General features: G+C 61.7%; 24 protein-coding genes. 16 read left to right on the top strand and 8 right to left on the bottom strand.

Going from position 1 to position 21,997, the window contains the following annotated elements; genetic code table 11:
* The first annotated feature begins 91 nt into the window (after positions 1-91).
* Entirely contained in the window at positions 92-1,402 is a 1,311-nt protein-coding gene (purB, locus tag DFR46_RS04795; protein WP_116235414.1) for an adenylosuccinate lyase, read from the top strand.
* Here purB and DFR46_RS04800 read toward each other — a convergent pair.
* The 3 genes from DFR46_RS04800 to dnaK all read right to left on the bottom strand — a co-directional run bounded on the left by DFR46_RS04800 (position 1,399) and on the right by dnaK (position 5,862).
* Positions 1,399-2,691 carry a 2OG-Fe(II) oxygenase family protein gene (locus tag DFR46_RS04800; RefSeq protein ID WP_116235415.1) on the bottom strand — a complete coding sequence of 431 codons (1,293 nt, stop codon included), beginning with the start codon at positions 2,689-2,691 and terminating at the stop codon, positions 1,399-1,401. The two genes, purB and DFR46_RS04800, sit on opposite strands and share 4 nt — an antisense overlap.
* 6 nt (positions 2,692-2,697) lie before the next feature.
* Positions 2,698-3,822, bottom strand: coding sequence for a molecular chaperone DnaJ (gene dnaJ, locus DFR46_RS04805; RefSeq protein WP_116235416.1), 1,125 nt, complete (start codon positions 3,820-3,822; stop codon positions 2,698-2,700).
* Positions 3,823-3,927: 105 nt separating this feature from the next.
* Positions 3,928-5,862, bottom strand: a complete 1,935-nt coding sequence (gene dnaK / locus DFR46_RS04810) for a molecular chaperone DnaK (protein WP_116235417.1) — start codon at positions 5,860-5,862, stop codon at positions 3,928-3,930.
* A gap of 166 nt (positions 5,863-6,028) precedes the next feature.
* Between dnaK and DFR46_RS04815 the strand changes: the two genes are divergently transcribed.
* The 7 genes from DFR46_RS04815 (at position 6,029) to DFR46_RS04845 (ending at position 10,379) form a co-directional block, all read left to right on the top strand.
* Positions 6,029-6,496 carry a copper chaperone PCu(A)C gene (locus tag DFR46_RS04815; protein WP_116237155.1) on the top strand — a complete coding sequence of 156 codons (468 nt, stop codon included), beginning with the start codon at positions 6,029-6,031 and terminating at the stop codon, positions 6,494-6,496.
* 136 nt (positions 6,497-6,632) lie between these two features.
* Complete coding sequence (locus DFR46_RS14875; protein WP_211306374.1) at positions 6,633-7,541, top strand: hypothetical protein; 909 nt, start codon at positions 6,633-6,635, stop codon at positions 7,539-7,541.
* A 178-nt stretch (positions 7,542-7,719) separates the two neighbouring features.
* The gene (locus DFR46_RS15035; RefSeq protein WP_425453154.1) at positions 7,720-7,782 is read left to right on the top strand and encodes a hypothetical protein; all 63 of its coding nucleotides are present in this window, start codon (positions 7,720-7,722) and stop codon (positions 7,780-7,782) included.
* Positions 7,773-8,246 carry a peptidase S1 gene (locus DFR46_RS04830; RefSeq protein ID WP_116235419.1) on the top strand — a complete coding sequence of 158 codons (474 nt, stop codon included), beginning with the start codon at positions 7,773-7,775 and terminating at the stop codon, positions 8,244-8,246. Before DFR46_RS15035 ends, DFR46_RS04830 begins: the two co-directional genes overlap by 10 nt.
* 82 nt (positions 8,247-8,328) lie before the next feature.
* A complete protein-coding gene (locus DFR46_RS04835) occupies positions 8,329-8,799 on the top strand; it encodes a vgr related protein (protein WP_116237157.1) in 471 nt (156 codons plus the stop codon).
* An 84-nt stretch (positions 8,800-8,883) separates the two neighbouring features.
* On the top strand, positions 8,884-9,882 hold the full coding sequence (locus tag DFR46_RS04840) for a hypothetical protein (RefSeq protein ID WP_147297618.1): 999 nt from the start codon (positions 8,884-8,886) through the stop codon (positions 9,880-9,882).
* 17 nt (positions 9,883-9,899) lie between these two features.
* Positions 9,900-10,379, top strand: a complete 480-nt coding sequence (locus DFR46_RS04845) for a GNAT family N-acetyltransferase (RefSeq protein WP_116235421.1) — start codon at positions 9,900-9,902, stop codon at positions 10,377-10,379.
* Here DFR46_RS04845 and grpE read toward each other — a convergent pair.
* Positions 10,376-10,966, bottom strand: a complete 591-nt coding sequence (grpE, locus tag DFR46_RS04850) for a nucleotide exchange factor GrpE (protein ID WP_116237158.1) — start codon at positions 10,964-10,966, stop codon at positions 10,376-10,378. The two genes, DFR46_RS04845 and grpE, sit on opposite strands and share 4 nt — an antisense overlap.
* A gap of 9 nt (positions 10,967-10,975) precedes the next feature.
* Positions 10,976-12,019: a heat-inducible transcriptional repressor HrcA gene (gene hrcA, locus DFR46_RS04855; protein ID WP_116235422.1), complete on the bottom strand. Its 1,044-nt coding sequence runs from the start codon at positions 12,017-12,019 to the stop codon at positions 10,976-10,978.
* A gap of 169 nt (positions 12,020-12,188) precedes the next feature.
* Here hrcA and DFR46_RS04860 point away from each other — a divergent pair, with 169 nt between their 5' ends.
* The 5 genes from DFR46_RS04860 (at position 12,189) to hemW (ending at position 17,095) form a co-directional block, all read left to right on the top strand.
* Complete coding sequence (locus tag DFR46_RS04860; protein ID WP_116235423.1) at positions 12,189-12,605, top strand: BlaI/MecI/CopY family transcriptional regulator; 417 nt, start codon at positions 12,189-12,191, stop codon at positions 12,603-12,605.
* Positions 12,595-14,535: a M56 family metallopeptidase gene (locus tag DFR46_RS04865; protein WP_116235424.1), complete on the top strand. Its 1,941-nt coding sequence runs from the start codon at positions 12,595-12,597 to the stop codon at positions 14,533-14,535. Before DFR46_RS04860 ends, DFR46_RS04865 begins: the two co-directional genes overlap by 11 nt.
* Before the next feature lie 103 nt (positions 14,536-14,638).
* A complete protein-coding gene (gene rph, locus DFR46_RS04870) occupies positions 14,639-15,352 on the top strand; it encodes a ribonuclease PH (RefSeq protein WP_116235425.1) in 714 nt (237 codons plus the stop codon).
* Positions 15,349-15,972, top strand: a complete 624-nt coding sequence (gene rdgB / locus DFR46_RS04875) for an RdgB/HAM1 family non-canonical purine NTP pyrophosphatase (protein WP_116235426.1) — start codon at positions 15,349-15,351, stop codon at positions 15,970-15,972. The genes rph and rdgB overlap by 4 nt, the downstream gene beginning before the upstream one ends.
* Positions 15,973-15,976: 4 nt before the next feature.
* Complete coding sequence (gene hemW / locus DFR46_RS04880) at positions 15,977-17,095, top strand: radical SAM family heme chaperone HemW (RefSeq protein ID WP_116235427.1); 1,119 nt, start codon at positions 15,977-15,979, stop codon at positions 17,093-17,095.
* Between the two features lie 8 nt (positions 17,096-17,103).
* Here the strand turns inward: hemW and DFR46_RS04885 are convergent, their stop codons facing one another.
* Complete coding sequence (locus DFR46_RS04885) at positions 17,104-18,222, bottom strand: penicillin-binding protein activator (RefSeq protein WP_245953686.1); 1,119 nt, start codon at positions 18,220-18,222, stop codon at positions 17,104-17,106.
* Positions 18,223-18,297: 75 nt separating this feature from the next.
* Here DFR46_RS04885 and rsmI point away from each other — a divergent pair, with 75 nt between their 5' ends.
* The 3 genes from rsmI (at position 18,298) to gshB (ending at position 20,493) form a co-directional block, all read left to right on the top strand.
* Complete coding sequence (rsmI, locus tag DFR46_RS04890) at positions 18,298-19,137, top strand: 16S rRNA (cytidine(1402)-2'-O)-methyltransferase (protein ID WP_116235429.1); 840 nt, start codon at positions 18,298-18,300, stop codon at positions 19,135-19,137.
* On the top strand, positions 19,134-19,484 hold the full coding sequence (locus DFR46_RS04895) for a YraN family protein (RefSeq protein WP_116235430.1): 351 nt from the start codon (positions 19,134-19,136) through the stop codon (positions 19,482-19,484). The genes rsmI and DFR46_RS04895 overlap by 4 nt, the downstream gene beginning before the upstream one ends.
* Before the next feature lie 64 nt (positions 19,485-19,548).
* Complete coding sequence (gene gshB / locus DFR46_RS04900; protein ID WP_116235431.1) at positions 19,549-20,493, top strand: glutathione synthase; 945 nt, start codon at positions 19,549-19,551, stop codon at positions 20,491-20,493.
* Here the strand turns inward: gshB and DFR46_RS04905 are convergent.
* Both DFR46_RS04905 and DFR46_RS04910 read right to left on the bottom strand, forming a co-directional pair.
* The gene (locus tag DFR46_RS04905; protein WP_116235432.1) at positions 20,490-21,419 is read right to left on the bottom strand and encodes a tyrosine recombinase XerC; all 930 of its coding nucleotides are present in this window, start codon (positions 21,417-21,419) and stop codon (positions 20,490-20,492) included. The genes gshB and DFR46_RS04905 overlap by 4 nt on opposite strands.
* Complete coding sequence (locus DFR46_RS04910; protein WP_116235433.1) at positions 21,404-21,964, bottom strand: DUF484 family protein; 561 nt, start codon at positions 21,962-21,964, stop codon at positions 21,404-21,406. The genes DFR46_RS04905 and DFR46_RS04910 overlap by 16 nt, the downstream gene beginning before the upstream one ends.
* Positions 21,965-21,997 lie beyond the last annotated feature (33 nt).

Raw genomic sequence — 21,997 nt, forward strand, 5'->3', positions numbered from 1 at the left:
TCGATTGCCCTTGGCGTTTGTCCCCCGCGCCCGCCCCTGCTAAGCGGCGCGCTTAATTCAACCATCACCGATTCCAAAGGACCCGCCCGCAATGATCCCGCGCTATTCACGGCCCGAAATGGCCGCCATCTGGGAACCGGAGTCGAAATTCCGGATCTGGTTCGAGATCGAGGCACATGCCACCGATGCGCTCGCAAAACTGGGCGTTGTTCCGGAATCGGCGGCAAAGGCACTGTGGGACTGGTGGGCGACCGAGCCCGAGATCGACGTTCCCGCCATCGATGCCATCGAAGCGGTAACCAAGCATGACGTTATCGCTTTCCTGACATGGGTAGCGGAAAATGTTGGCGAGGAAGCGCGCTTCATGCATCAGGGGATGACCAGCTCTGACGTGCTCGACACCTGCCTCGCCGTGCAGCTGACCCGGGCCTCCGACATTCTGCTTGCCGACCTGGATGCGTTGCTGGACGCGTTGAAACGCCGCGCGATGGAACATAAACTGACGCCGACCATCGGCCGCAGCCACGGCATTCAGGGCGAGCCGGTAACCTTTGGCCTGAAACTGGCCCAGGCCTATGCCGAATTTGAACGCTGCAAGGCGCGCCTCATTCTCGCACGTGAAGAAATCGCCACCTGCGCGATTTCCGGTGCGATGGGGACCTTCGCCAATATCGATCCCTCCGTCGAAGCCCATGTCGCCAAACAACTGGGGCTGGCCGTGGAGCCGATCTCGACCCAGGTTATCCCGCGCGATCGCCACGCCATGTTCTTCGCGACACTCGGCGTGATCGCCTCTTCGGCCGAACGACTGGCCGTCGAAATTCGCCATCTTCAGCGGACCGAAGTTCTGGAAGCCGAGGAGTATTTCTCGCCCGGGCAGAAAGGTTCGTCGGCGATGCCGCACAAGCGCAACCCGATCCTCACGGAAAATCTTACCGGGCTGGCCCGCATGGTGCGCGGCTATGCACTTCCCGCGATGGAGAATGTCGCGCTGTGGCATGAGCGGGACATCAGCCATTCCTCTGTCGAACGCTATATCGGTCCCGACGCGACCATCACCCTCGATTTCGGGCTCGCGCGCCTCACCGGCGTAATCGACAAGCTGCTCGTCTATCCGGAACGCATGCAGAAGAATTTGGACAAGATGGGCGGGCTTGTGCACTCGCAACGTGTGCTGCTTGCCCTGACACAGGCGGGCGTAAGCCGTGAGGATGCGTATCGGCTCGTCCAGCGCAATGCGATGAAGGTTTGGGATTCCGACGGCGCATTATCGCTGATGGAACTGCTCAAGGCCGATTCGGATGTCACTGCCGCGCTCAGCGATGCCGAGATCGAGGAGAAGTTCGATCTTGGCTATCATTTCAAGCATGTGGATACGGTTTTCGAACGGGTATTCGACTAGGGCCTGCCTTCCGGTCCGGGCGCGACATCGAATGCGACGGACAGCCTTTCGCCATCCGCGAACGGCCGGGTTCCGTGATAAAGATAGCTCGGGAAGAGGATGAGCCGCCCGGGCTTCGGTTCGAAAGTGCGGAGTGGTTCAAGATCGAGCTGGAGATCCGCGGGTGGGCGGCCAAGCTCTATCCATCCTTCCTGACGCGCGGCGTCCAGACTGCCGGGTATCGCCACATAAAAGGCCGAGCTCAACGCGCCGCCGGGATGCACATGGCTGACATGAAAGCCGCCGCCGCCAATCCGGACCGACCATCCGGTGACCAGGCTTGGCGCCGCGCCGCGCCAGCGCAGCAAGGGATGCGCGGGATCTTGGCCTGGAAGGGCGTTCCAGAATGTACGCGCCGCCTGTTCCAGCCGTGACCGCAGATCGCCGATGATCGGCTCCGCCCGTTCGAAGATATCTCCGCGCGTCTGCGTCCCGCTGCGTACGCTCTGGCCGACTGGCCGGGCATTGGCGCTGTGCAATATGCGCAACAGCCGGGCCAGGGCAGCCATCTGCGCTGTCGGCATGTCGACCTCGATCGCGCCGGTTAACGCCCCCTGCCCGACGAGCCAGTCATGGCGCGGATCCCCGGCCAGTCGCCAGGCGATTTCCGTCAGCGCCCAGACGGACACATCCTCGGGATGTCGCCGCCGGGCTTCGTCGAGAAGCTCGATCGCCTCATCGGTCTCGCCGGTGCGCAGCCGATGACGTGCGAGCTGGAACGGCAGGTCGGGCAGATCGGCCGGCAGGTCGGCAAGCAAAGCCCCGGCGCGCTCCAGATCGCCGGCGGTGCCGCTATGCATGGCTTCGATCAACCGCAGCATCGGCAGGTCGAAGCCCTGCTCCCGCGCCGTGGAGGCGGCATCGGCCGCGTCGTCATGGCGCCCGGTTCCCGCGAGCAGCTGGATATAGGCTTTCCAAAGGCCCGAATGGCGCGGCATCCTTCCGAGTGCCTCTTCGATTGCAGCCAGATAGCGAGCTTCATCGCCGCCTTCCCAACGCAGATTGGCGAGCGCCATCTGCCCGTCCACCCAGTCCGGTACGCGGGCGACAATCGATTCCAGGCGGGAAAGCGCTTCCGGATCTCCGGCCGACACACGCAGGGTGGCTTCGCCGATCAGCAACCCGCCATCGCCGGGCGCAGCCTTCAGCGCCCGCGCGACGAGATCGAGCGCGTCACCGTCACCCCGCCGATAGGCGGCCATAGCGGCATTGCGTTGGGCCTGCGCGTCGGTTGAGCCTGGCCCCGCCATCGCTGCCTATTCGCTGAACATCGTTTTCAGCTTGTCGAAAAAGCCCGCGCTTTCGGGGCTTTCTTCGCCGGTTTCGGTTTCGCGAAACTCCTGCAGCAATTCCTTTTGCCGCGCCGATAGCTTGCTTGGCGTTTCGACATCGAACTGGGCGACCAGATCGCCATATCCCCTGCCCTGCAATACGGGCATGCCGGCGCCGCGTTTGCGCAGCTGCTTGCCGGACTGCATGCCCGCCGGAATCTGGAAGCCATGTACTTCACCATCCAGTCCGGGCACCTCGATTGTCCCGCCTAGAGCTGCCGTAGTGAAAGAAATCGGGCAGCGCGCGAACAGCGTTGTGCCTTCTCGCTGAAACAGCTCATGGCGGCTGAGATGCACGAAAATATATAGATCGCCGGCGGGACCGCCGCGCGCGCCCGCCTCGCCCTCGCCGGAAACGCGGATCCGCGTACCATCGTCCACGCCGGGCGGGACCTTCACATCGATGGTCTTGGTCGTATCGACGCGGCCCTCGCCTCTGCAATCCTCGCACGGATCGGCAATCACCTGGCCCAGTCCATGACAGTTCGGACAGGTCCGTTCGACAAGGAACAGGCCTTGCTGCGCACGCACCTTGCCATGTCCCTGGCAGGTGCCGCAGGTCTGGGCCGATGTTCCGGGCTTGGCGCCCGACCCGTCACAGGTTTCGCATGACGCGGTCACGTCGAGCGTCAACTCGGCATTCTTACCGTGAAACGCGTCTTCAAGCGTGATTTCGTAATCATAACGCAGATCGGCGCCGCGCCGGACATCGCGGCCACGGCCGCGGCCGCCGCCACCCATGAAATCCTCGCCGAAGATATTCTCGAAAATATCGGAAAATCCGCCGAAACCCTGCTGCTGATGGCCACCGCCACCACCGCCATTCTGGAACGCCGAATGGCCAAACCGGTCATAGGCCGCGCGCTTTTGCGGGTCCTTCAGGCATTCATAGGCTTCGTTGATGGATTTGAATTTCGCCTCGCACTCGGTATCTCCCGGATTGCGATCCGGATGATATTCCATGGCGAGCTTGCGATAGGCGGATTTCAGCGTGGCGCCATCCGCGCCCCGGTCCACCTGCAAAAGTTCGTAAAAATCGACTTCGGTCATACGACCCGTGCCCCCGACAAATCGTGCTCAGGCTGTGCCTGTCGACACCCCCCGCCACACCGACCCTTTGACAAGCTCAGGGCAAGCGCAGCAGGGGGCATTGGATTAAGCCTTGCTCTCTTCGTCCGCTCCGGCGTCTTCGTCGACCTCGGAGAATTCGGCATCGACTACATCTTCGCTGTCTGTCGAACCACCATCGGCAGCGGCCTCGCCTTCGGCAGCGCCGCCTTCGGCCTGCTGGGCTTCATAGATTTTCTGGCCCATCTGCATCGCCGCCTGTGCCAGCTCTTCAGACTTGGTTTTCATCGCTGCACCGTCATCGGCCTCGATCGCCGACTTGGTTTCGGCAATCTTGGTTTCGATTTCCTGCTTCAGATCGCCATCGATCTTGTCGCCATGCTCGTTGAGCTGCTGTTCGGTCGAGTGAACAAGGCTTTCAGCCTGGTTCTTCGACTCGGCGGCCTCGCGGCGGGCCTTGTCTTCCTCCGCAAACTGTTCGGCTTCCTGGACCATCTTCTCGATATCGGAATCCTCGAGACCGCCAGATGCCTGGATCTTGATCTGCTGTTCCTTGCCGGTGCCCTTATCCTTGGCGGACACGTTCACGATGCCGTTGGCGTCGATATCGAACGTCACCTCGATCTGCGGAACGCCGCGCGGCGCGGGCGGAATGCCGACCAGGTCAAACTGACCGAGCATCTTGTTGTCCGCCGCCATTTCACGCTCGCCCTGGAAAACGCGGATCGTCACGGCATTCTGATTGTCGTCGGCCGTCGAATAGGTTTGCGTCTTCTTGGTCGGGATCGTCGTGTTCCGGTCGATCATCCGGGTGAAGACTCCGCCCAGCGTCTCGATGCCGAGCGACAGCGGCGTTACGTCGAGCAGCAGAACGTCTTTGACATCGCCCTGCAGAACGCCAGCCTGGATGGCCGCGCCCATGGCAACGACTTCGTCAGGATTCACGCCGGTATGCGGTTCTTTGCCGAAGAAATCCTGCACAACGCTGCGCACCTTGGGCATGCGCGTCATGCCGCCGACCAGGATAACCTCGTCGATATCGGCGGATTTAACACCGGCATCCTCAATCGCTTTTTTGCAGGGATCGAGTGTGCGCTTGATCAGATCGCCGACCAGCTGCTCCAAATCCGAGCGCGTGATCGTCTTCACGAGATGCTTGGGCCCATTCTGGTCGGCCGTGATGAACGGCAGGTTGACTTCGGTCGACTGTGCCGAGCTGAGTTCGATCTTGGCCTTTTCAGCGGCTTCCTTGAGCCGCTGCAGCGCGAGCTTGTCGCTGCGCAGATCGATGCCTTCGTCCTTCTTGAATCCCTCAGCGAGAAATTCGACAACCTTGCTGTCGAAATCTTCACCGCCAAGGAAGGTGTCGCCATTGGTGGATTTCACCTCGAACACGCCATCGCCGATTTCGAGAACGGAAATGTCGAATGTACCGCCGCCGAGATCGTATACGGCAATCGTCTTGCCGTCATTTTTCTCAAGCCCGTAAGCGAGCGCAGCCGCCGTCGGCTCGTTGATAATGCGCAGCACTTCAAGGCCGGCAATCTTGCCGGCATCTTTCGTTGCCTGACGCTGAGCGTCGTTGAAATAGGCTGGAACCGTGATCACCGCCTGGGTAACCGTTTCACCGAGATAGCTTTCGGCCGTTTCTTTCATCTTCTGCAGGATGAAGGCGGAAATCTGGGACGGGCTGTATTCTTCCCCACCAGCCTTGACCCATGCATCGCCATTGCCGCCTTTGACGATGGTATACGGAACCAGTTCCATATCTTTCTTCGTCAGCGGATCATCAAAGCGGCGGCCAATAAGGCGCTTCACTGCAAAAACCGTGCTGTCAGGATTGGTGACGGCCTGGCGCTTGGCAGGCTGGCCGATCAGGCGCTCGCCGTCCTTGGTGAAAGCGACCATCGACGCGGTCGTCCGTTCGCCTTCCGAATTTTCGATAACCTTGGGCTTGCCGCCTTCCATGACAGCAACGCACGAATTCGTGGTGCCCAGATCGATACCAATAACTTTAGCCATTTTATTCCTCTTTATTTCCCCAATATTCGGCGGAGCCGATGGCTCCCCTCACGATGAAGCAAGAACCGTCGGCGCGGCATTACAGGGGCGATATAGGTGGGCTTTTTCTTGCTGCAAGCGTCGGACAGCACTAAAGGAAACCATCTGTTCAGATATGGGATTTTTCATGCGCTTTCCAATTACCGCTGCCATCGCCTCAATCGCCCTGTTTGCCTGCAGTTCCGCCGAAGAAGCGGCGCCGTTAGAGACAGTCGAAAATGCGTGGGTTCGGCTCCCGGCAGTCGACGGCAGACCGGCCGCCGCCTATTTCATGCTGAATGGCGGCGAAGCCGGCGATACGCTGCTTGCGGTGGACAGCGAGCGCGTTGCAACCATCGAGCTGCATGAAACTACCATGGAGGACGGGGTGATGCGGATGCGCCCGATCATGTCCGCCGATGTCCCCGCGGGCGAAACCGTGGCATTCGAACCCGGCGGACGCCACGCGATGCTGTTCGGCATCGATCCGGAAATAACGCCTGGCACGTCCGTGTCCCTCAATTTTCGTTTCGACAGCGGCCGCGATGTCAGCGTCGACGCCGTAACGATCGCTGCCGGGGGCGATGCGCCGTTCGAAGCCGCCCAGCCTGAATAGACAATTTTGATCTCGATCATGTTCGATTGACGCTTTGCCCCCTATATTCGAGAGCGGATCGCACGGCTGCATGGTCGGCCTTGCCAATTCGTTCACCAGTCGCCCGGTGGCGACGATTGAAATGGGGAAATCAATCATGCTCATGAAAAACATGGCTGCTGCAGCGGCATTGTCCACGGTGGCGATTGCGACGGCACCCGCGCAGGCACAGAATTACAACCTGGACCCGAACTACGGCACGATCCAGCTCAATGCCGGTTTTGCGGACGATCCCCGGCTCATCGAATTGTCTTCGGGCGGCAATATCGACGCCTCGTCGGTCGGCGGCGGATGCCGCGGTTATGTGAGCAACGCACCCGATGTACGCGTCGTCTATTCGAGCGGCAGTCTGCCGCTGATGTTTTCCGTCGCGTCAGACGCCGATACCACGCTTGTCGTGAACGCCCCCGATGGCCGCTGGTATTGCGACGATGACGGGGGCAGCGGCCTCAACCCGGCGCTGCGCTTCGACCGCCCTCTTTCGGGGCGCTACGAGGTCTGGGTCGGCACCTATGGCAGCACGAGCCTACAATCAGCCATACTCGGCATTTCCGAGCTCTATAACGATATTTCCGACCGGCCTGCAGGCAATGTCGGCGGCGCACCCGACTTCTCGCTCGATCCCAATTACGGTTCAGTGTCTCTCAACGCAGGCTTCACGCCCGATCCCCACCGGATCCGTCTGCAGTCGGGAGGGCCGATCGATGCCTCGACGCTCGGCAGCTCGTGTCGCGGCTATGTCTCCCGCGCGCCAGACTATCGCGTCCGCTATTCCAGCGGGCGGTTTCCGCTGATCATCTCGGCAGAGTCCAGCGCCGATACGACACTCGTTATCAACGGGCCGGACGGCAGTTGGTATTGCGACGACGATGGCGGCATTGGCCTCAACCCGTCGATCCGCTTCAATACACCGGGTTCGGGGCAATATGATATCTGGGTCGGCACCTATGGCGATACCCAGCTTGAATCGGCCATTCTCGACATATCCGAACTCTACAGCAACTGATCGCCGCGCCGCGAGGCCGGTCCATCATGAAACCTGGCCCCTGCGTCTGGTTCGGCGCCGGCTCGCTGGCCATGTGAGCCAATCTGAACAGATGGTGTAGCAGGGGATCATCGCCGGTTAAGTTTCCGCGCGCTAGCGGTGAAATCGGGTCGTGAAACGGGTTAGCTCGCCATGCCCGGTGTGCTGGCAACGCCGCCCCATGGCGGCGCTTCAACAGAGGAACTTTGAATTATGCTCGTGAAAAACCTGGCTGCGGCCCTGGCCTTGTCCGTTACGGCTGTTTCGGTCGGACCGGCAACGGCGCAAAACATCAACGCCGACCCGAATTATGAGACGGTCCAGCTCAGCACCGGTTTCACGCCGGATCCCCATTATATCAGGCTCCAGTCCGGCGGCAGCATCGATGCGCAGACGATCAGCAACAGCTGCCGGGGCTTCATTTCCGATGCGCCGGATGTCCGCCTCCATTTCGAAGCGGGGCAGCTGCCCCTCCTGATTTCCGCACTGTCGGACTCCGATACAACCCTGGTGATCAACGCGCCGAACGGCCGCTGGTATTGCGACGACGATAGCGGCGACGGCCTGAACCCGTCGGTGCGTTTCGATCCCGCCATGAGCGGGCGATACGAAATTTGGGTGGGAACCTATGGCGGTCGCTCGCTAGAAGAGACGCGCCTGTCGATTTCCGAGCTTTACAGCCAGTAATATTCCGGGGGCGCGGCGAAAGGCTAACCGCCCCGCCCCCTATCCCCTTGAATAGTTGGACGCGCTCGGCTCAAATGATGCCATGGCGCAAACATCCCCAAGCCGTCCGCTGACGGAGGCCGAACGCACGCTTTCCGCCAGCATGTTCGGCAAGGCGATCGAATATGACGCGGTGAAGCTGCACCGGAAAAAATGGTTTCCGTTCCAGCCGGTCAACAGCCTGATGGCGCCGACTGGCGGTATCTGGTTTCACCCCAAAGGCCCCTATTGGCATGAGGATTTCGGCCAGGCGCCGCTTAAGCTCCAGGCGCTTTTCCTGCACGAGATGACCCATGTCTGGCAGTATCAGTCGGGCATCTTCCTCCCGCTGCGCCGCCATCCCTTTTGTCGCTATCACTACAGCCTGAAGCCGGGATGGCCGCTCAAACGCTACGGGATAGAGCAACAGGCTGAAATCGTGCGGCATATATTCCTTCTGCGCAAAGGCCTGCCCGTTCCCGGCGCGCCCGCCCTGGGCAGCTATGAGGCCATCCTGCCCTTCTCATCGCCCTGATCTGCAGAAACCCGATTCACGATCCCGATCATTGCCCGCCTCGTCATAGAACGCTACAGAATCCCAAACATGTGGAGGGTGGAAATGTCTGGCGGCGTAAAACAACTGATGGCGGCAGCGATTGCCTTGACGGCGCTGATCGCAATTCCCTTTACGGCACCGGCACAACGCGCTGCGCCGCCACCGCTGCCCGAGATGCCGGCGCGCCCGGTCATGAGCCAGGCCGCCTATCCCGATTGCATCCATGATTTTAGGGCCGAGCGCGACGAATATGCCCGGGCCGATGCGACGACCGCCTGTATCCAGGAGCTGGACGCCTATCAGGCCATCGCGCTTGCCGATTTTCCGCAGAGGATGGTCGAACATCAGCAGCGCGTTCGAGATATCTACGAAGCCCAGGTGATGAACAATTTCGATTATCCTCAGGATCAGGCGGACCGGTTCTTCGCCCGCACCCTGCAGGAAATGGAAGACTCCAATGCGGATGGCCCGAACATGGCCACCTATCGGGAAATGCTGGCGCGCTGGCAGGAAGACCGGGCCTATCTGCAGGAACGTTTCTGCCGTTATTCGGGTGTCTGTTCGGGCTATGCGCAAACCGCCGAGTCCCGGGCGCGCGACCTTGAAGACGGCACTGTGCGCCCAACCCGGCGCGAAGACCGCGCTGAGAGCAACAGCTGCAACACGGAGCGCGCCGGCGGCGGCATATTGGGCGGCATACTTGGCGGCGTGGTCGGGGAAGCGACCGGCGTAGGCGCCTTGGGCGGCTTTATAGTCGGCCAGTTCGCCGGCGTACTCGTCGCCGAAATCGCCTGCCAGCTTGAGCCCGAAGAGCAGGAGCGCATGGCCGAAGCGACCGAGGAAGTAACCACCCAGGAAGAGGTTGGCGCGACTGCAAGCTGGGTCAGCCCGACCCGCGCCGATGTTTCGGGTTCCTCCACGGTAACCGCCTTGAATTCGCGGCCCAATGGCGCACGCTGCATGGACGTGACGGATGTTGTGATCGTCAGCGGCGAAGAGACGCGCATATCCAAACGCATGTGCCGCGGCCCGGGCGAATCCCGGTACACATTGGCGGCCTAGGGCCGGCCCGCGACGCGATGCTTGTCCGCCCGTTCGAGACATCGGACAGAAAGGCATTTGCCGACCTCAATCTCGCCTGGATCGAAGAGGGATTCACGGTCGAACAGTCCGACCGCGAACAGCTGAACGATCCGGAAAAATCGATTATCGCCCTGGGCGGCCGGATCATCATCGCCGAAATTGACGGCGAGGTTTGTGGATGCGGCGCCGTTCTGCCCGCCCATATCCAGCCCTTTGCGGGCAAATATTATGTCGAGATCGTCAAAATGGCGGCAAAAGCCGGAATGCGCGGCCATGGCATTGGCGGCGCGATCATGGCGCGGCTCATCGATGAGGCGCGCGCCATGAAGGCCGACGGCATCTGGATCGAAACGGCCGAAAAACTGACCGCCGCCAACCGCTTGTACCGATCGTCCGGCTTTCGAGAACTCGCCAGCGAAGAATTCTGGCCGACGCCCTATAGCCGCTGCAACACGCAGCTGCTGCTGGAATTCTAGTCCGGCTTTTTCGCCACACCGACCAGGGCCGGGCGAAGCAGTCGATCCTTGATCATATAGCCGCGCTGCATCTGCTGGACGATCACCCCGGGTTCCGCCTCGACGCTCGGAATCTCTACCATGGCCTGATGCCTGTTCGGGTCCAGCTCCTCGCCAACCGCCTCGATCGGGGCGATGCCGTGCTTGCCGAAAACCGTTTCCAGTTCGCGGCCAGTGGCCTCCAGCCCGGCAACCAGGCCTTTGAATTTCTCATCGTCACGCAATTCCTGCGGGATCGCGTCGAGCGCACGCTCGAGATTGTCCGCTACCGACAGGATGTCGCGGGAAAAGCCGGTCGCGGCATAGGTGCTGGCATTCTGCTTTTCCTGCTCAAGCCGCCGGCGTGTGTTCTGTTCCTCGGCTTTGGCGTACAGAATATCCTGCTTTGCCGCGGCAAGCTCTTTTTCCAGCGCGGCTATCCGGTCGGCATCCGAAACCTGCTCGCTGTCCTCATCGTCCAGCATGCTCTCCGGAACGCCGGCCAGTTCAGCCTCGGCCTCTTCAGACAGGTTTTCATTATCCATGTTGTCGCTTTTCTCGCCGTCCATTTTTGTCATTCAGCTCACTAGTTTCGAAAGAGTTTTTGCGGTGAAGTCCACCATGGGAACGACACGCGCGTAGTTCAAGCGTGTCGGCCCAATAACGCCGACCACGCCCACGACCTGACCGTCCCCGTCATGATAGGGCGCGGCAATAACCGAAGAGCCGGAAAGGGAGAACAGTTTATTCTCCGATCCGATAAATATCTTGGTGGCCCTGGCATCGCGGGCATGGTCGAGCAACTGCGCGATTTCTTCCTTACCCTCCAGCTCGCCAAGCAGCAGGCGCACCCGTTCGAGATCGGCGGCAGCGGTTTCGTCGAGCAGGTTCGCCTGGCCTCGCACGATCAATACCGGGCGCGCCGCATTATCGCGAGACCAGGTCGCCAGCCCGCGGGCAATCAGGTCCTGAGCGGCCGCATCGAGGGCCGCTTGCCCATGTCCGATTTCCTCCTGCAGACGCGCCGTCGCCTGTTCGAGTGTCAGTCCGGAAAGACGCCGGCTGATATAGTTCGCCGCCTCGTTAAGGGTTGAGGCGGGCACTGGATGCGGAAGATCGACGATCCGGTTTTCCACGGTCCCGTCGCTGCCGACCAGCACCGCAAGCGCTCGTTGTTCGGAAAGTGAGACGAATCCGAATTGGTTGAGCACCGGCTCGCGCTTCGAGACATGGACGATGCCCGCGCAGGCAGACAGGCCGGACAAAGCGGCCGTCGTATTCGCCACGGCTTCTTCGACCGGGCCGTCCGCCTTGCTCTGGGATTCGATGGCCTGTTGCTCAGCCGCCGTCAGCCGGCCGGCCTGCATCATCCCGTCGACAAACAGACGAAGGCCGGTTTCCGTCGGCATGCGTCCGGCACTCGTATGCGGCGCCGCGAGCAGGCTGAGCTCCTCCAGATCCTGCATGACGTTGCGGATCGATGCCGGCGAAAGGCTGAGCCCCGACATTTTGGAAATCGTTCGCGATCCGACCGGCTCGCCATTCTCCAGATAGGACTCGACGACCGTGCGAAATACATCGCGCGCGCGCTCGGACAGTTCATTGACGTTCGGACCAGCCATGAAGAGGATGTAGAAACTCCGCTCGCAAACTGCCAGCCCTGCCACCTGCCCTTTCCTCCGGCGCATCGCAGTTGCTGTTCGTCGCGCCTATCATGTCGTTGGTCGACATCAAGGTAACGACACTTGCCGTAAATTGCGAAAATCGGTATGGAACCGGCAAAACAGACCGATGGCAGACAAGAACTCACCTCCCCCCGCGCCTTCCGAGGCGGAAGCGGAAATTCTCCAGATTGTCTGGGAATGCCAGCCTGTGTCTGTGCGCACGGTCCATGAACAAATCCGCCAAATTCGCGATGTTGGCTATACGACAGTGCTCAAACAGCTTCAGCGGATGCTCGACAAGGGGCTTGTCGACCGCATTCACGGCAAGGGCAAATCGTTCGATTATATCGCGACGCAACCGGCGTCGGAAACGCGGACCACACTGCTGAACCGGCTGGTACGGACCGTATTTGGCAATTCGACCAACGATCTGGTCATGCATGCACTGGGCCGCGACGACGTGTCGCCCAGTGAAATAGAACAACTCAAGGCTTTCATCGCAGAACTGGAAGCCGAAAAGGGGGACTCAGAGGATGTCGATTGAAGCGGGCGTGATCGTGGACAGCCTTGGCTGGGCGCTGTTGCACAGTCTCTGGCAGGTCGCACTGGTCGCCGCTTTGATATTCGTCGCGCTGCGGATCATCCCGCGGCACAATGCGCAGCTGCGTTTCGTAACGGCCTATGCCGGGCTTGCCGCCAGTTTCCTGCTTTTCATCGTCACCTGGGGCATCTGCTACCGGACGATCGGTGCAATCGAACCGGTGCCGGGCGCGATTGCGGCCCCCGCCGAAGGCTGGCAGGCGGTTATCAATACGCTCGGCCGCACGACATGGCTGATCAGCCTTATCTGGGGCATGGGTTTCAGCTGGCTCGGCGTGCGGTACGGCCAGGCCCTGCGGGCAACGGCACGCCTCAAGCATGAGGGCACCGGACCGGTTCCGGCCGACTGGGAAATGCGATTTCGCCTGTGGGTAGAGCGCCTGGGCGCCGATCCGCGCGCAATGATCCTGCAATCTTCCCGGATCACGACCCCGCTGACCATCGGAACGCTCAAGCCGATCGTGCTCGTCCCGACAGGATTTTTCCTGCGCTTGCCCATCGATCAGGCGGAAGCCGTTCTGGTCCATGAAATTGCGCATATCTGCCGGCAGGACTATCTGCTCGGACTGATCCAGGCGCTGATCTGCAACATCTTCTTCTACCATCCCGCGATCGCCTATCTGTCGCGCCAGATCGACATCGAACGGGAATATGCCTGCGATGCGCGGGTCGTCGAGGAAACCGGCAACACCAATGCTCTTGCTCAGGGTCTAGGCAAGGTGGCGCTGGAAAGCCGCGACCTGCTGCCCGGCTTTGCCATGGCTGCCGATGGCGGATCAACGCCGTTGATGGACCGGATCACGCGGCTGCGCGAGCGCCCGTTCCGCCGTGAAAGCGCTACGACGATGCCCTTTGCCGCCCTGACGCTGATGCTGGTCGGATGCCTGACCATCGCCGCGTCCGCAGATGCTTCATTCTCTTCCAATGCGTCCAAAGATGGTGAAGAGAAAGACCCCGAGAGCGATGTGTCGGAAATGGCGGATACGGAAGCGCTCCTGGCGGCAGAGGCCGTCGCGACGCCTGAAACCGGCGCTGTCCATTCTTCCGCTGCCCGGAATACCGCCAGCTCACACCATTCCGCTCCAAAACAAAGCGGCAGTCGGTCGGGAGACCGCTGGGCAGTGGTCGACCAGCAAGGGTGGAGCTTTACGCCGGAACCCGGCTGGACATTCACCTTCCGCGGAACCGGTGAAAGCGAGAGCAAAAATCGCAGCCAGTCGTTCGAGCCTGTAAGGTTCGAAGCGGAAACCGGCAGTCTGCTGCGCAATGCCGTCCTGCAGACGGGGATATTCGATCCCGACACCGTTCTCACGACCCGCATCGAGGCGGACGAAGAGGAATGCGAGGACAAAAGCGAACAGATTGCCGATCGGCACGAACGCGAAGCCGAGCGCCTTGAGGCACAGATCGAACGCGAGAATGCGCGCCGCGAAGCACGGCATGAGCGAGAGGTTGAGCGGGCCGAAGCCCGGATCGAACGCCAGATGGAACGCGAGGTCGCGCAATTCGAGCGCGAAATGGAGCGGGTCGAACAGCAGATGGAACGCCTGGGGGAAATCGAGGGAGCCGAGCTCGAACGGGAGCTTAGCCTGCTCGCCACGCAGATGACGGCCCTGAGCGCCCATCTGGAAACGCGCATCGAAGCGCATTTGGATCGCGCCCGCGCCCTGGCTGACACCGCTCGCGCCCGTTCCGAGCGATCCGGGCGTCGGCACCCGTCCCCTTCCGTTCTCCCCGAGCCGCCTGAGCCACCACAGCCGGTGATAACGATCAGCTTCAACCTAGAGGATGGCCGCGCTGCCGCATCGGCGGTAGCTGCGTCGGCGGCATCTGCGGAAGCCATCGCTCAGATCGCTTCAATAACGGCGGGATAACCCCTTTCCAAAGCCGCATAGCAGTTTCAGCCTGCAATGCCGCTGGACGCGGGAAGCTGTGAACGATAGGGGCTGACCGACACATCCAGAAGGAACCATGCCCATGCGCCCATCCGGCCGCGCGCCCGATCAAATGCGGGTCATCACGATCGAACCCGGTTTCACCAAACATGCCGAAGGCAGCTGCCTGATCAGTTTCGGCGAAACACGCGTGCTGTGCACGGCAAGCATCGAAGACCGGGTTCCGCCCTGGATGCGCGGAAAGGGAAAAGGCTGGGTGACCGGCGAATATGGCATGCTTCCCCGCGCCACCCATACCCGCGGCAATCGCGAAGCCGCGCGCGGCAAGCAATCGGGCCGCACCCAGGAAATTCAGCGCCTGATAGGCCGCTCGCTGCGCGCCGTTACGGATCTGGATGCGCTTGGCGAACGCCAGATAACGGTCGATTGCGACGTGATCCAGGCTGATGGCGGCACACGTACCGCTTCTATCTCCGGTGGCTGGGTCGCCCTGAAACTGGCGATCAACGCGCTGGTCGCTTCCGGCAAGCTGGAAAACGATCCAATGACGCAGAAGATCGCGGCAATCTCCTGCGGTATCTACAATGGCGAACCTGTTCTGGATCTCGATTATGCCGAGGACAGCAATGCGGGCGCCGACGCCAATTTCGTCCTGACCGGCGACGGCAATATCGCCGAAGCGCAGTGCACGGCCGAAGGGGAAACCTATGACGAGGAAGCGCTGCTGCGCATGCTGCGCCTCGCCCGTATCGGCTGCACGGAAATCTTCGCGGCTCAGGACGCCGTCATATCGTGAGCCGCAAGCTGACCCCGGGAAAACTGGTCATCGCCAGCCATAACCCGGGCAAGGTGCGCGAAATCGGGGCATTGCTCGCACCCCATGGCATGAATGCCGTCAGTGCCGGGGAGCTGGGCCTTCCGGAACCCGAAGAAACCGGCACGACCTTTGCTGAAAATGCGTTGATCAAGGCGCGGGCGGGTGCGGACGGGTCAGGTTATGTGGCGCTGGCCGACGACAGCGGGCTATGCGTCAACGCGCTTGATGGCGCCCCCGGCGTCTATACCGCCGATTGGGCCGAGACCCGGCCATTCGAAGGCGGCCCGGGGCGCGACTGGTATATGGCGATGGGCAAGGTCGAGGGAAAACTCGCCGAACTAGGCCTCGATGCCGACCGCAGCGCCTATTTTGCCTGCACATTGGCGCTGGCCTGGCCCGACGGACATAGCGAAGTTTTCGAGGGGCGGATCGCGGGCATGCTGACCTGGCCCCCAAGGGGCGAACTGGGCTTCGGCTATGATCCCGTCTTCATGCCCGAGGGGCAGGACCGGACCTTCGCCGAAATCGATCCGCAGGAAAAACACGCAATCAGCCACCGTGCCAATGCCTTTGCAAAAATGCTGAAAGCCGTATTCTGAGCCGATGGCCGGCCTTGCGCTCTATATCCACTGGCCCTTCTGCGTCTCCAAATGCCCCTATTGCGACTTTAACAGCCATGTCCGCGACAGCGTCGACCAGGACATGTGGCGCGCGGCCCTGATCGCCGATATGGCGCATGACGCGGCACTGACCGGCGGCACGCCGCTCAGTTCCATTTTCTTTGGCGGCGGTACGCCCTCGCTGATGCCGCCGGAAACCGTTGCCGCGCTAATCGAGGCCGCCGAGCACCATTGGGGATTTGCCGAAGATATCGAGATCACGCTTGAGGCAAACCCGTCATCGGTCGAGTCCGCGCGTTTTGCCGATCTTGCCGGGGCCGGGATCAACCGCGTTTCCCTCGGCCTGCAGTCGCTGGACGATGAAGCACTGAAATTTCTCGGGCGAGCGCATGATGTACGCGAGGGACTGGCAGCGCTGGACATCGCGCAAAAAGTGTTCGCCCGCACAAGTTTCGACCTGATCTACGCCCTGCCGGGCCAGAGTGCGGACGCGTGGCAGACCGAGCTTGAGCGAGCGCTCGGCTTCGGCACGGGCCATCTTTCGCTCTACCAGCTCACCATCGAACCGGGGACACGCTTCGCGACCCTTGCCGCGCGCGGCGAGCTTGGCGAGGCCGAGCCGGATCACGGCGCGCAGCTTTACGAACTGACGCAAGCGTGCACCGCCACCGCCGGCCTGCCCGCATACGAAATCTCCAACCATGCCCGGCCGGGCGAAGAGAGCCGCCACAATCTCAGCTATTGGCGCTATCAAAACTATGCCGGCATCGGCCCCGGCGCCCATGGGCGTCGCGGCGACCTTGCGACAACCCGCCACAAAAAACCCGAAAACTGGTTATCGGCCGTCGACCGCAACGGACATGGCTTACAGTCCGAAGATCCACTCTCAGCCTATGATCAGGGCGCGGAAAGGCTGATGATGGGCCTCCGACTGACCGAAGGCGTATCGCGCGATCGCTTTCCCGCCGCACTGCTCGACCGGTCGGCGATAGAGAGGCTGACAGCCCATGGACTGCTGTATCCGGATACCGACCGTCTTGTCGCTACGCCGCAAGGCCTGCTGGTGCTGAACAGCCTGCTCGCGGAAATCCTCGTCGACTAAGAGACCGCCTAGCCGCCAAACCCCGTCGGAGCGGGCGAAACCACGGTAAACCCGTTCGGCCGGATTTGCTGCACCTCGAGCGCGCGCTGGGCAACGCCATTGCTGTCGAAACGGAATGCACCGTCAACGCCGGAAAAACCACCTTCGTCGCGCAGTTCGTTTACCGGGAACGGCTGGTCGGTTGGCCATTCGCGGGCGATCCGCACGACCAGCAGGGCCGCGTCATAGCCGAGGCTCGACAAGCGATAGGGATCGCTGCTGAAGCGCGACCGGTACCGATTGCTCAGCGTGTTGAACATCCTGTCGGACACGCTGGCGAACAACGCCCCGTGCATCGCTGGGTCGCGGACCAGGTTCGGCTGGTTGTTCCAGAGTTCCGTACCCAGTATTTGCGCGTCGGTAGCGCCGCGATCCCGGATCATCTGCGCGGCTTCGCGCGCCGTCGTTCCGCTGTCGGCGATCAGGATGGCATCGAATTCCCCTTCTCCATTGAGCTGGGTGACCGCCAGCTGCAACGACCGGCGCGAGCGCGCATAGGTGCGCGTGCCGACAAGGGTTCCGCCGGCGTCCCGCACTGCCCGCGCAAAGGCCGCTGATGCGCGCTGACCATAAAGTCCTTCCGGGACGAGGGCTGCAAAGCGCCGCGCGCCCTGCCCTGCCGCATAGCTGGTCACCCGTGCAATCGACTGGTCGGGCGTGAATCCCATCAGATAGGTGCCGTTGCCGGAAACGCTGGTATCGTTCGAAAAAGCGATGACGGGTACACCCGCGCTGCGCGCGACCGGTGCGGTCGAGCGAACATTGTCGGCAAGCAACGGGCCGAGAATCAGGCGACTGCCATCGGTCAGCGCGCTGTTTGCCGCTCTGGCAGCGCCGCCGACGCTGGCTGTGTCATATGTCGTGATCCGGACCCCTTCGCCGCCGGCATCCAGGATCGCCATATTCGCGGCGTTGGCGATGGACTGGCCGACACCGGCATTGTTGCCGGATGTCGGCACCAGAAGAGCAATGCGCCGAAGCCCGTCATCGGGAATGCCGGTCGTGATTTCGGTTTGTTCGGGCGGTGTCGTTTCAGGAGGACCGGAGCGCGGCAGGATTGCCTGACACCCTGCCAGGGCCAAGGCCATGCAGATAATGCCAAACCGTGAAAGAGTCGAATGCCGTTGCCCCGAGAGCCGCTGTGATGCCATGACGTGAATCCTATGAACGATACGCTACTACCCGGTCTTTACATCGTCGCGACCCCCATCGGCAACTTGCAAGATGTGTCGGCGCGCGCCGAATCGACTTTGCGGCACGCGGATATCATCGCGGTGGAAGACAGCCGGGTGACCGCAAAGTTGCTCAACCATCTGGGTATCAAGAAACAGATAATCGCCTACCACGATCATGTTTCCGAAAAAGCACGCGCAGACCTGATCGCACGGATGGGAGATCAGGCCGTCGCGCTGGTGTCCGATGCCGGTACGCCGCTGATATCGGACCCCGGGTTCAAGCTTGTACGGGAGGCACGCACGGCCGGCCATCTTGTAACCACGATCCCGGGGCCCTGCGCTGCCGTGGCCGCACTCACGCTCGTCGGTTTACCAACCGACCGCTTCCTCTTTGCTGGATTTTTGCCCTCCAAAACCAAGGCGCGCACGGAAACGATCGCGGAGCTCGGCGCGGTGCGGGCGACGCTGGTGTTTTACGAATCGGGCCCGCGGCTGGGAAAATCGCTTCATGCGCTGGCCGAAACGCTGGGCGAACGCGAAGCCGCTATCGCCCGGGAAATCAGCAAAAAATTCGAGGAAACGGTAACCGGGACACTGTCCGAGCTTGCGGCCCGCTATGCCGACTCACCGCCCAAGGGTGAGATCGTGATTATCGTCAGCCCGCCCGGCTCGGCCTGCGCGGCGAGTCCAGTCGATATCGACGCGGCGCTCGCCGAAGCCCTGACCAGGCTGCCACCGGGCAAGGCTGCGCGCGAGGTCGCCAAAGCGCTCGGCCTGCCGAGCGAGGGCCTTTACGAACGCGCCATGGCGCTCAAAGAGGAAAGATGAACCGCGCCCGCGCCGAACGCAGCGGCCGGCGCGGAGAGACACTTGCCGCATGGTATTTGCGTCTCAAAGGCTATCGCATCCTTGCCCGCCGCCAGCGTACGCCGCGCGGCGAAGTCGATCTGGTCGCGAAACGCGGCAAAACAATCATATTCGTCGAGGTTAAAACCCGCAAAACGGCCATAGAACTCGATCTCGCCATCGACGAGCGCCGACTGGCCCGCGTGGCGGCCGCAGCGGAAATCCTCGCGCCTCGCTATGCCCGAAATGGCGAAGATATCCGGATCGATGTCATCCTGACGGCGCCGGGACGCCGGCCCCGGCATATTGAAAATGCTTGGATGGGGTAAAGCAGGACTGCGCTTGATTGCGCGCCATCCAGCGCTATTGCCTGATGCCTATTAGGAGATACCCATGCCACTCAATATCGCGGTCCAGATGGATCCCATGGAAAAGGTCAATATCGCCGGGGATTCGAGCTTTGCCATCATGCTCGCCGGGCAGGCGCGCGACCACAGTTTCTGGCACTATGACGTCGGCGAACTCACTTATCATGCCGATGGACGGCTGACGACGCGCGCACGGCCGGTGACGGTCCAGCGTGTCGAGGGCAATCATCATAGCTTTGGCGACTTCGAAAACATCGATCTGCGCGCAGATATCGATGTCGTTCTGATGCGGCAGGATCCGCCCTTCGACCTTTCCTATATCACCGCGACGCACCTGCTCGAACGCATCCATCCCGACACCCTGGTCGTCAACGATCCCGCTTCGGTGCGCAACGCGCCGGAAAAACTGTTCGTGCTCGATTTCGCGGATTTCATGCCCCCAACGATGATTACCCGCAGCCTCGACGATACCCGCGCCTTCCAGCGCGAGCATGGCGCGATCGTTGTGAAGCCGCTTTACGGCAATGCCGGGTCCGCCGTCTTCTTTGTTGGCGAAGAGGATCGCAACCTTGCCGCGCTGACCGAATTGTTCGGCGATGTGTGGGTCGAACCGTTCATGGTGCAGGCCTTCCTTCCCGATGTCAGCCAGGGCGACAAGCGCATCATCCTCGTCGATGGCGAACCGACCGGCGGGGTGAACCGGCTGCCCAAAAAGGGCGAGATACGCTCCAATTTCGCCGTCGGTGGATCGGGTGCGGCATCCGAGCTCACGCCCCGCGAACTGGAAATATGTGAAGCGCTTGGCCCCGAACTCAAGAAACGCGGGCTGCTGTTCGTCGGAATCGACGTGATCGGCGGTTATCTGACCGAGATCAACGTCACCTCGCCGACGGGGATTGTCTCCATCGACGCGTTTAACGGGACGGACACCGGCGCGAAAATCTGGGATGCGATCGAAAGTAAGCTTTAGGCGCGCGGATGGGCGTTGCGGTACACGTCCAGCAGATGCGCCGCATCGACTGAGGTATAGATCTGCGTCGAGCTGAGGCTCGCATGGCCAAGCAGTTCCTGGAGAGAGCGCAGGTCCGCGCCCCGCGCCAGCAAATGCGTTGCGAAACTGTGTCTCAGAGCATGGGGGGTCGTCTTGCCGGACAGGCCGAGCCGAACGCGCGCCCCCCGCACTGCACGGCGCACGATATCGCTGCCCAAAGCGCCGCCGCGGACACCACGAAACAGCGGATCGCCATGCCCGATCGCATAGGGGCACAACCGCTCATATTCCTCGATCGCTGCGCGCACCGTGTCGAGCAACGGCACGATCCTCGTCTTGTCGCGCTTGCCGGTGACCGAAAGCGTCTCGCCGAGCGGCAATATGGCGCCCGTCAGGCCCAGAGCTTCGCCGACACGCAATCCTGCGCCATAGAGCAATAGCAGCACCGCCCAGTCGCGCGCCGCGATCCAGGGTTCATCGGCCTGCGCGGCGACATCCCCGGCAAGCGCCAATGCTTCATCAGGGGAAACCGGTCGCGGCACGCCCGGCTTGAGCTTGGGCCCCTTCACCCTGGGTATGCTTGCCTGTTCGCCTGCTCGTTCAGCGACAAAAGCCAGAAAACCGCGCAGCGACGAAAGCTCCCGCGCCGTCGAGCGATTGGCTAGCCCCTCATTGCGACGAAAGGCCAGAAAGGCACGCAAATCGGCGGCATCGAGTGCGAGGAGAGTTTTGGATGTGATCGCCTCGCCGCGATGTTTGCCGAGAAAGGCAATCAGCCGGTGTGCAGCAGCGACATAGGCACGGATTGTATGGGGAGAACGCCGCCGATCGCGGCCAAGATGAGCCGCCCACTCTTCCGCGAGCGGGGCAGCGGGATGAAAATCAGGGCTCAGGGGAGCAACCACCGGCCGAGCAGACGCGCCAGGCTGTCGCCTAGAAAGCCTAGTAATTCGGCCCCTTCATGGGCCTCCATATCCTGGCTTTCGCGTTGCCCGAGTGCCAGCAAGCCGGATGGCAACGGCGTTTCGTTGTCGAGCCGAACCAACGCTTCGGCGCGGACAAATTCAGCGGCTGGGCCGAACAGCGGATGGCCGCGCTCGCAATCGCGCAGGACTACGCCCGCAACATCGGCAGCGGCCTTTTCGATCAGTCGGCGCTCGACGAACTGCATCCCGGCAATATCGGCGCGCACGCCCTTATCGCCGACATAAAGAGCCAGGCTCACCGCATCCACGCCGAGGATATCGGGCCATTCCTGGGTTACGATATGGAGGAGATGATCGAGCCCTTCCGCAGAAATCGCCGCAAGCACGGCATCGTGAATAGCCGCTGTCGCGCCCGAATGGCCGCGCGCAAAGGCCAGCAGGTCTCGATTATCCTCTTCGGCCTGCGCCACCCGGCGCTGCAACTGCGCAACCGCGCCCGTTTCAAAGTCTATCACCGTACCCATGGCCGGGATTCTACCCCAAACATGGTTAAGAAG

Source organism: Parasphingopyxis lamellibrachiae, from assembly GCF_003385775.1.
GTDB lineage: Bacteria > Pseudomonadota > Alphaproteobacteria > Sphingomonadales > Sphingomonadaceae > Parasphingopyxis > Parasphingopyxis lamellibrachiae.

Excerpts from the sequence above, each read along its gene's own strand:
- purB (WP_116235414.1), top strand. The coding sequence starts at position 92 with ATGATCCCGCGCTATTCACGGCCCGAAATGGCCGCCATCTGGGAACCG.
- DFR46_RS04800 (WP_116235415.1), bottom strand. The coding sequence starts at position 2,691 with ATGGCGGGGCCAGGCTCAACCGACGCGCAGGCCCAACGCAATGCCGCT.
- dnaJ (WP_116235416.1), bottom strand. The coding sequence starts at position 3,822 with ATGACCGAAGTCGATTTTTACGAACTTTTGCAGGTGGACCGGGGCGCG.
- dnaK (WP_116235417.1), bottom strand. The coding sequence starts at position 5,862 with ATGGCTAAAGTTATTGGTATCGATCTGGGCACCACGAATTCGTGCGTT.
- DFR46_RS04815 (WP_116237155.1), top strand. The coding sequence starts at position 6,029 with ATGCGCTTTCCAATTACCGCTGCCATCGCCTCAATCGCCCTGTTTGCC.
- DFR46_RS14875 (WP_211306374.1), top strand. The coding sequence starts at position 6,633 with ATGCTCATGAAAAACATGGCTGCTGCAGCGGCATTGTCCACGGTGGCG.
- DFR46_RS04830 (WP_116235419.1), top strand. The coding sequence starts at position 7,773 with ATGCTCGTGAAAAACCTGGCTGCGGCCCTGGCCTTGTCCGTTACGGCT.
- DFR46_RS04835 (WP_116237157.1), top strand. The coding sequence starts at position 8,329 with ATGGCGCAAACATCCCCAAGCCGTCCGCTGACGGAGGCCGAACGCACG.
- DFR46_RS04840 (WP_147297618.1), top strand. The coding sequence starts at position 8,884 with ATGTCTGGCGGCGTAAAACAACTGATGGCGGCAGCGATTGCCTTGACG.
- DFR46_RS04845 (WP_116235421.1), top strand. The coding sequence starts at position 9,900 with ATGCTTGTCCGCCCGTTCGAGACATCGGACAGAAAGGCATTTGCCGAC.
- grpE (WP_116237158.1), bottom strand. The coding sequence starts at position 10,966 with ATGGACGGCGAGAAAAGCGACAACATGGATAATGAAAACCTGTCTGAA.
- hrcA (WP_116235422.1), bottom strand. The coding sequence starts at position 12,019 with ATGGCTGGTCCGAACGTCAATGAACTGTCCGAGCGCGCGCGCGATGTA.
- DFR46_RS04860 (WP_116235423.1), top strand. The coding sequence starts at position 12,189 with ATGGCAGACAAGAACTCACCTCCCCCCGCGCCTTCCGAGGCGGAAGCG.
- DFR46_RS04865 (WP_116235424.1), top strand. The coding sequence starts at position 12,595 with ATGTCGATTGAAGCGGGCGTGATCGTGGACAGCCTTGGCTGGGCGCTG.
- rph (WP_116235425.1), top strand. The coding sequence starts at position 14,639 with ATGCGCCCATCCGGCCGCGCGCCCGATCAAATGCGGGTCATCACGATC.
- hemW (WP_116235427.1), top strand. The coding sequence starts at position 15,977 with ATGGCCGGCCTTGCGCTCTATATCCACTGGCCCTTCTGCGTCTCCAAA.
- DFR46_RS04885 (WP_245953686.1), bottom strand. The coding sequence starts at position 18,222 with ATGGCCTTGGCCCTGGCAGGGTGTCAGGCAATCCTGCCGCGCTCCGGT.
- rsmI (WP_116235429.1), top strand. The coding sequence starts at position 18,298 with ATGAACGATACGCTACTACCCGGTCTTTACATCGTCGCGACCCCCATC.
- DFR46_RS04895 (WP_116235430.1), top strand. The coding sequence starts at position 19,134 with ATGAACCGCGCCCGCGCCGAACGCAGCGGCCGGCGCGGAGAGACACTT.
- gshB (WP_116235431.1), top strand. The coding sequence starts at position 19,549 with ATGCCACTCAATATCGCGGTCCAGATGGATCCCATGGAAAAGGTCAAT.
- DFR46_RS04910 (WP_116235433.1), bottom strand. The coding sequence starts at position 21,964 with ATGGGTACGGTGATAGACTTTGAAACGGGCGCGGTTGCGCAGTTGCAG.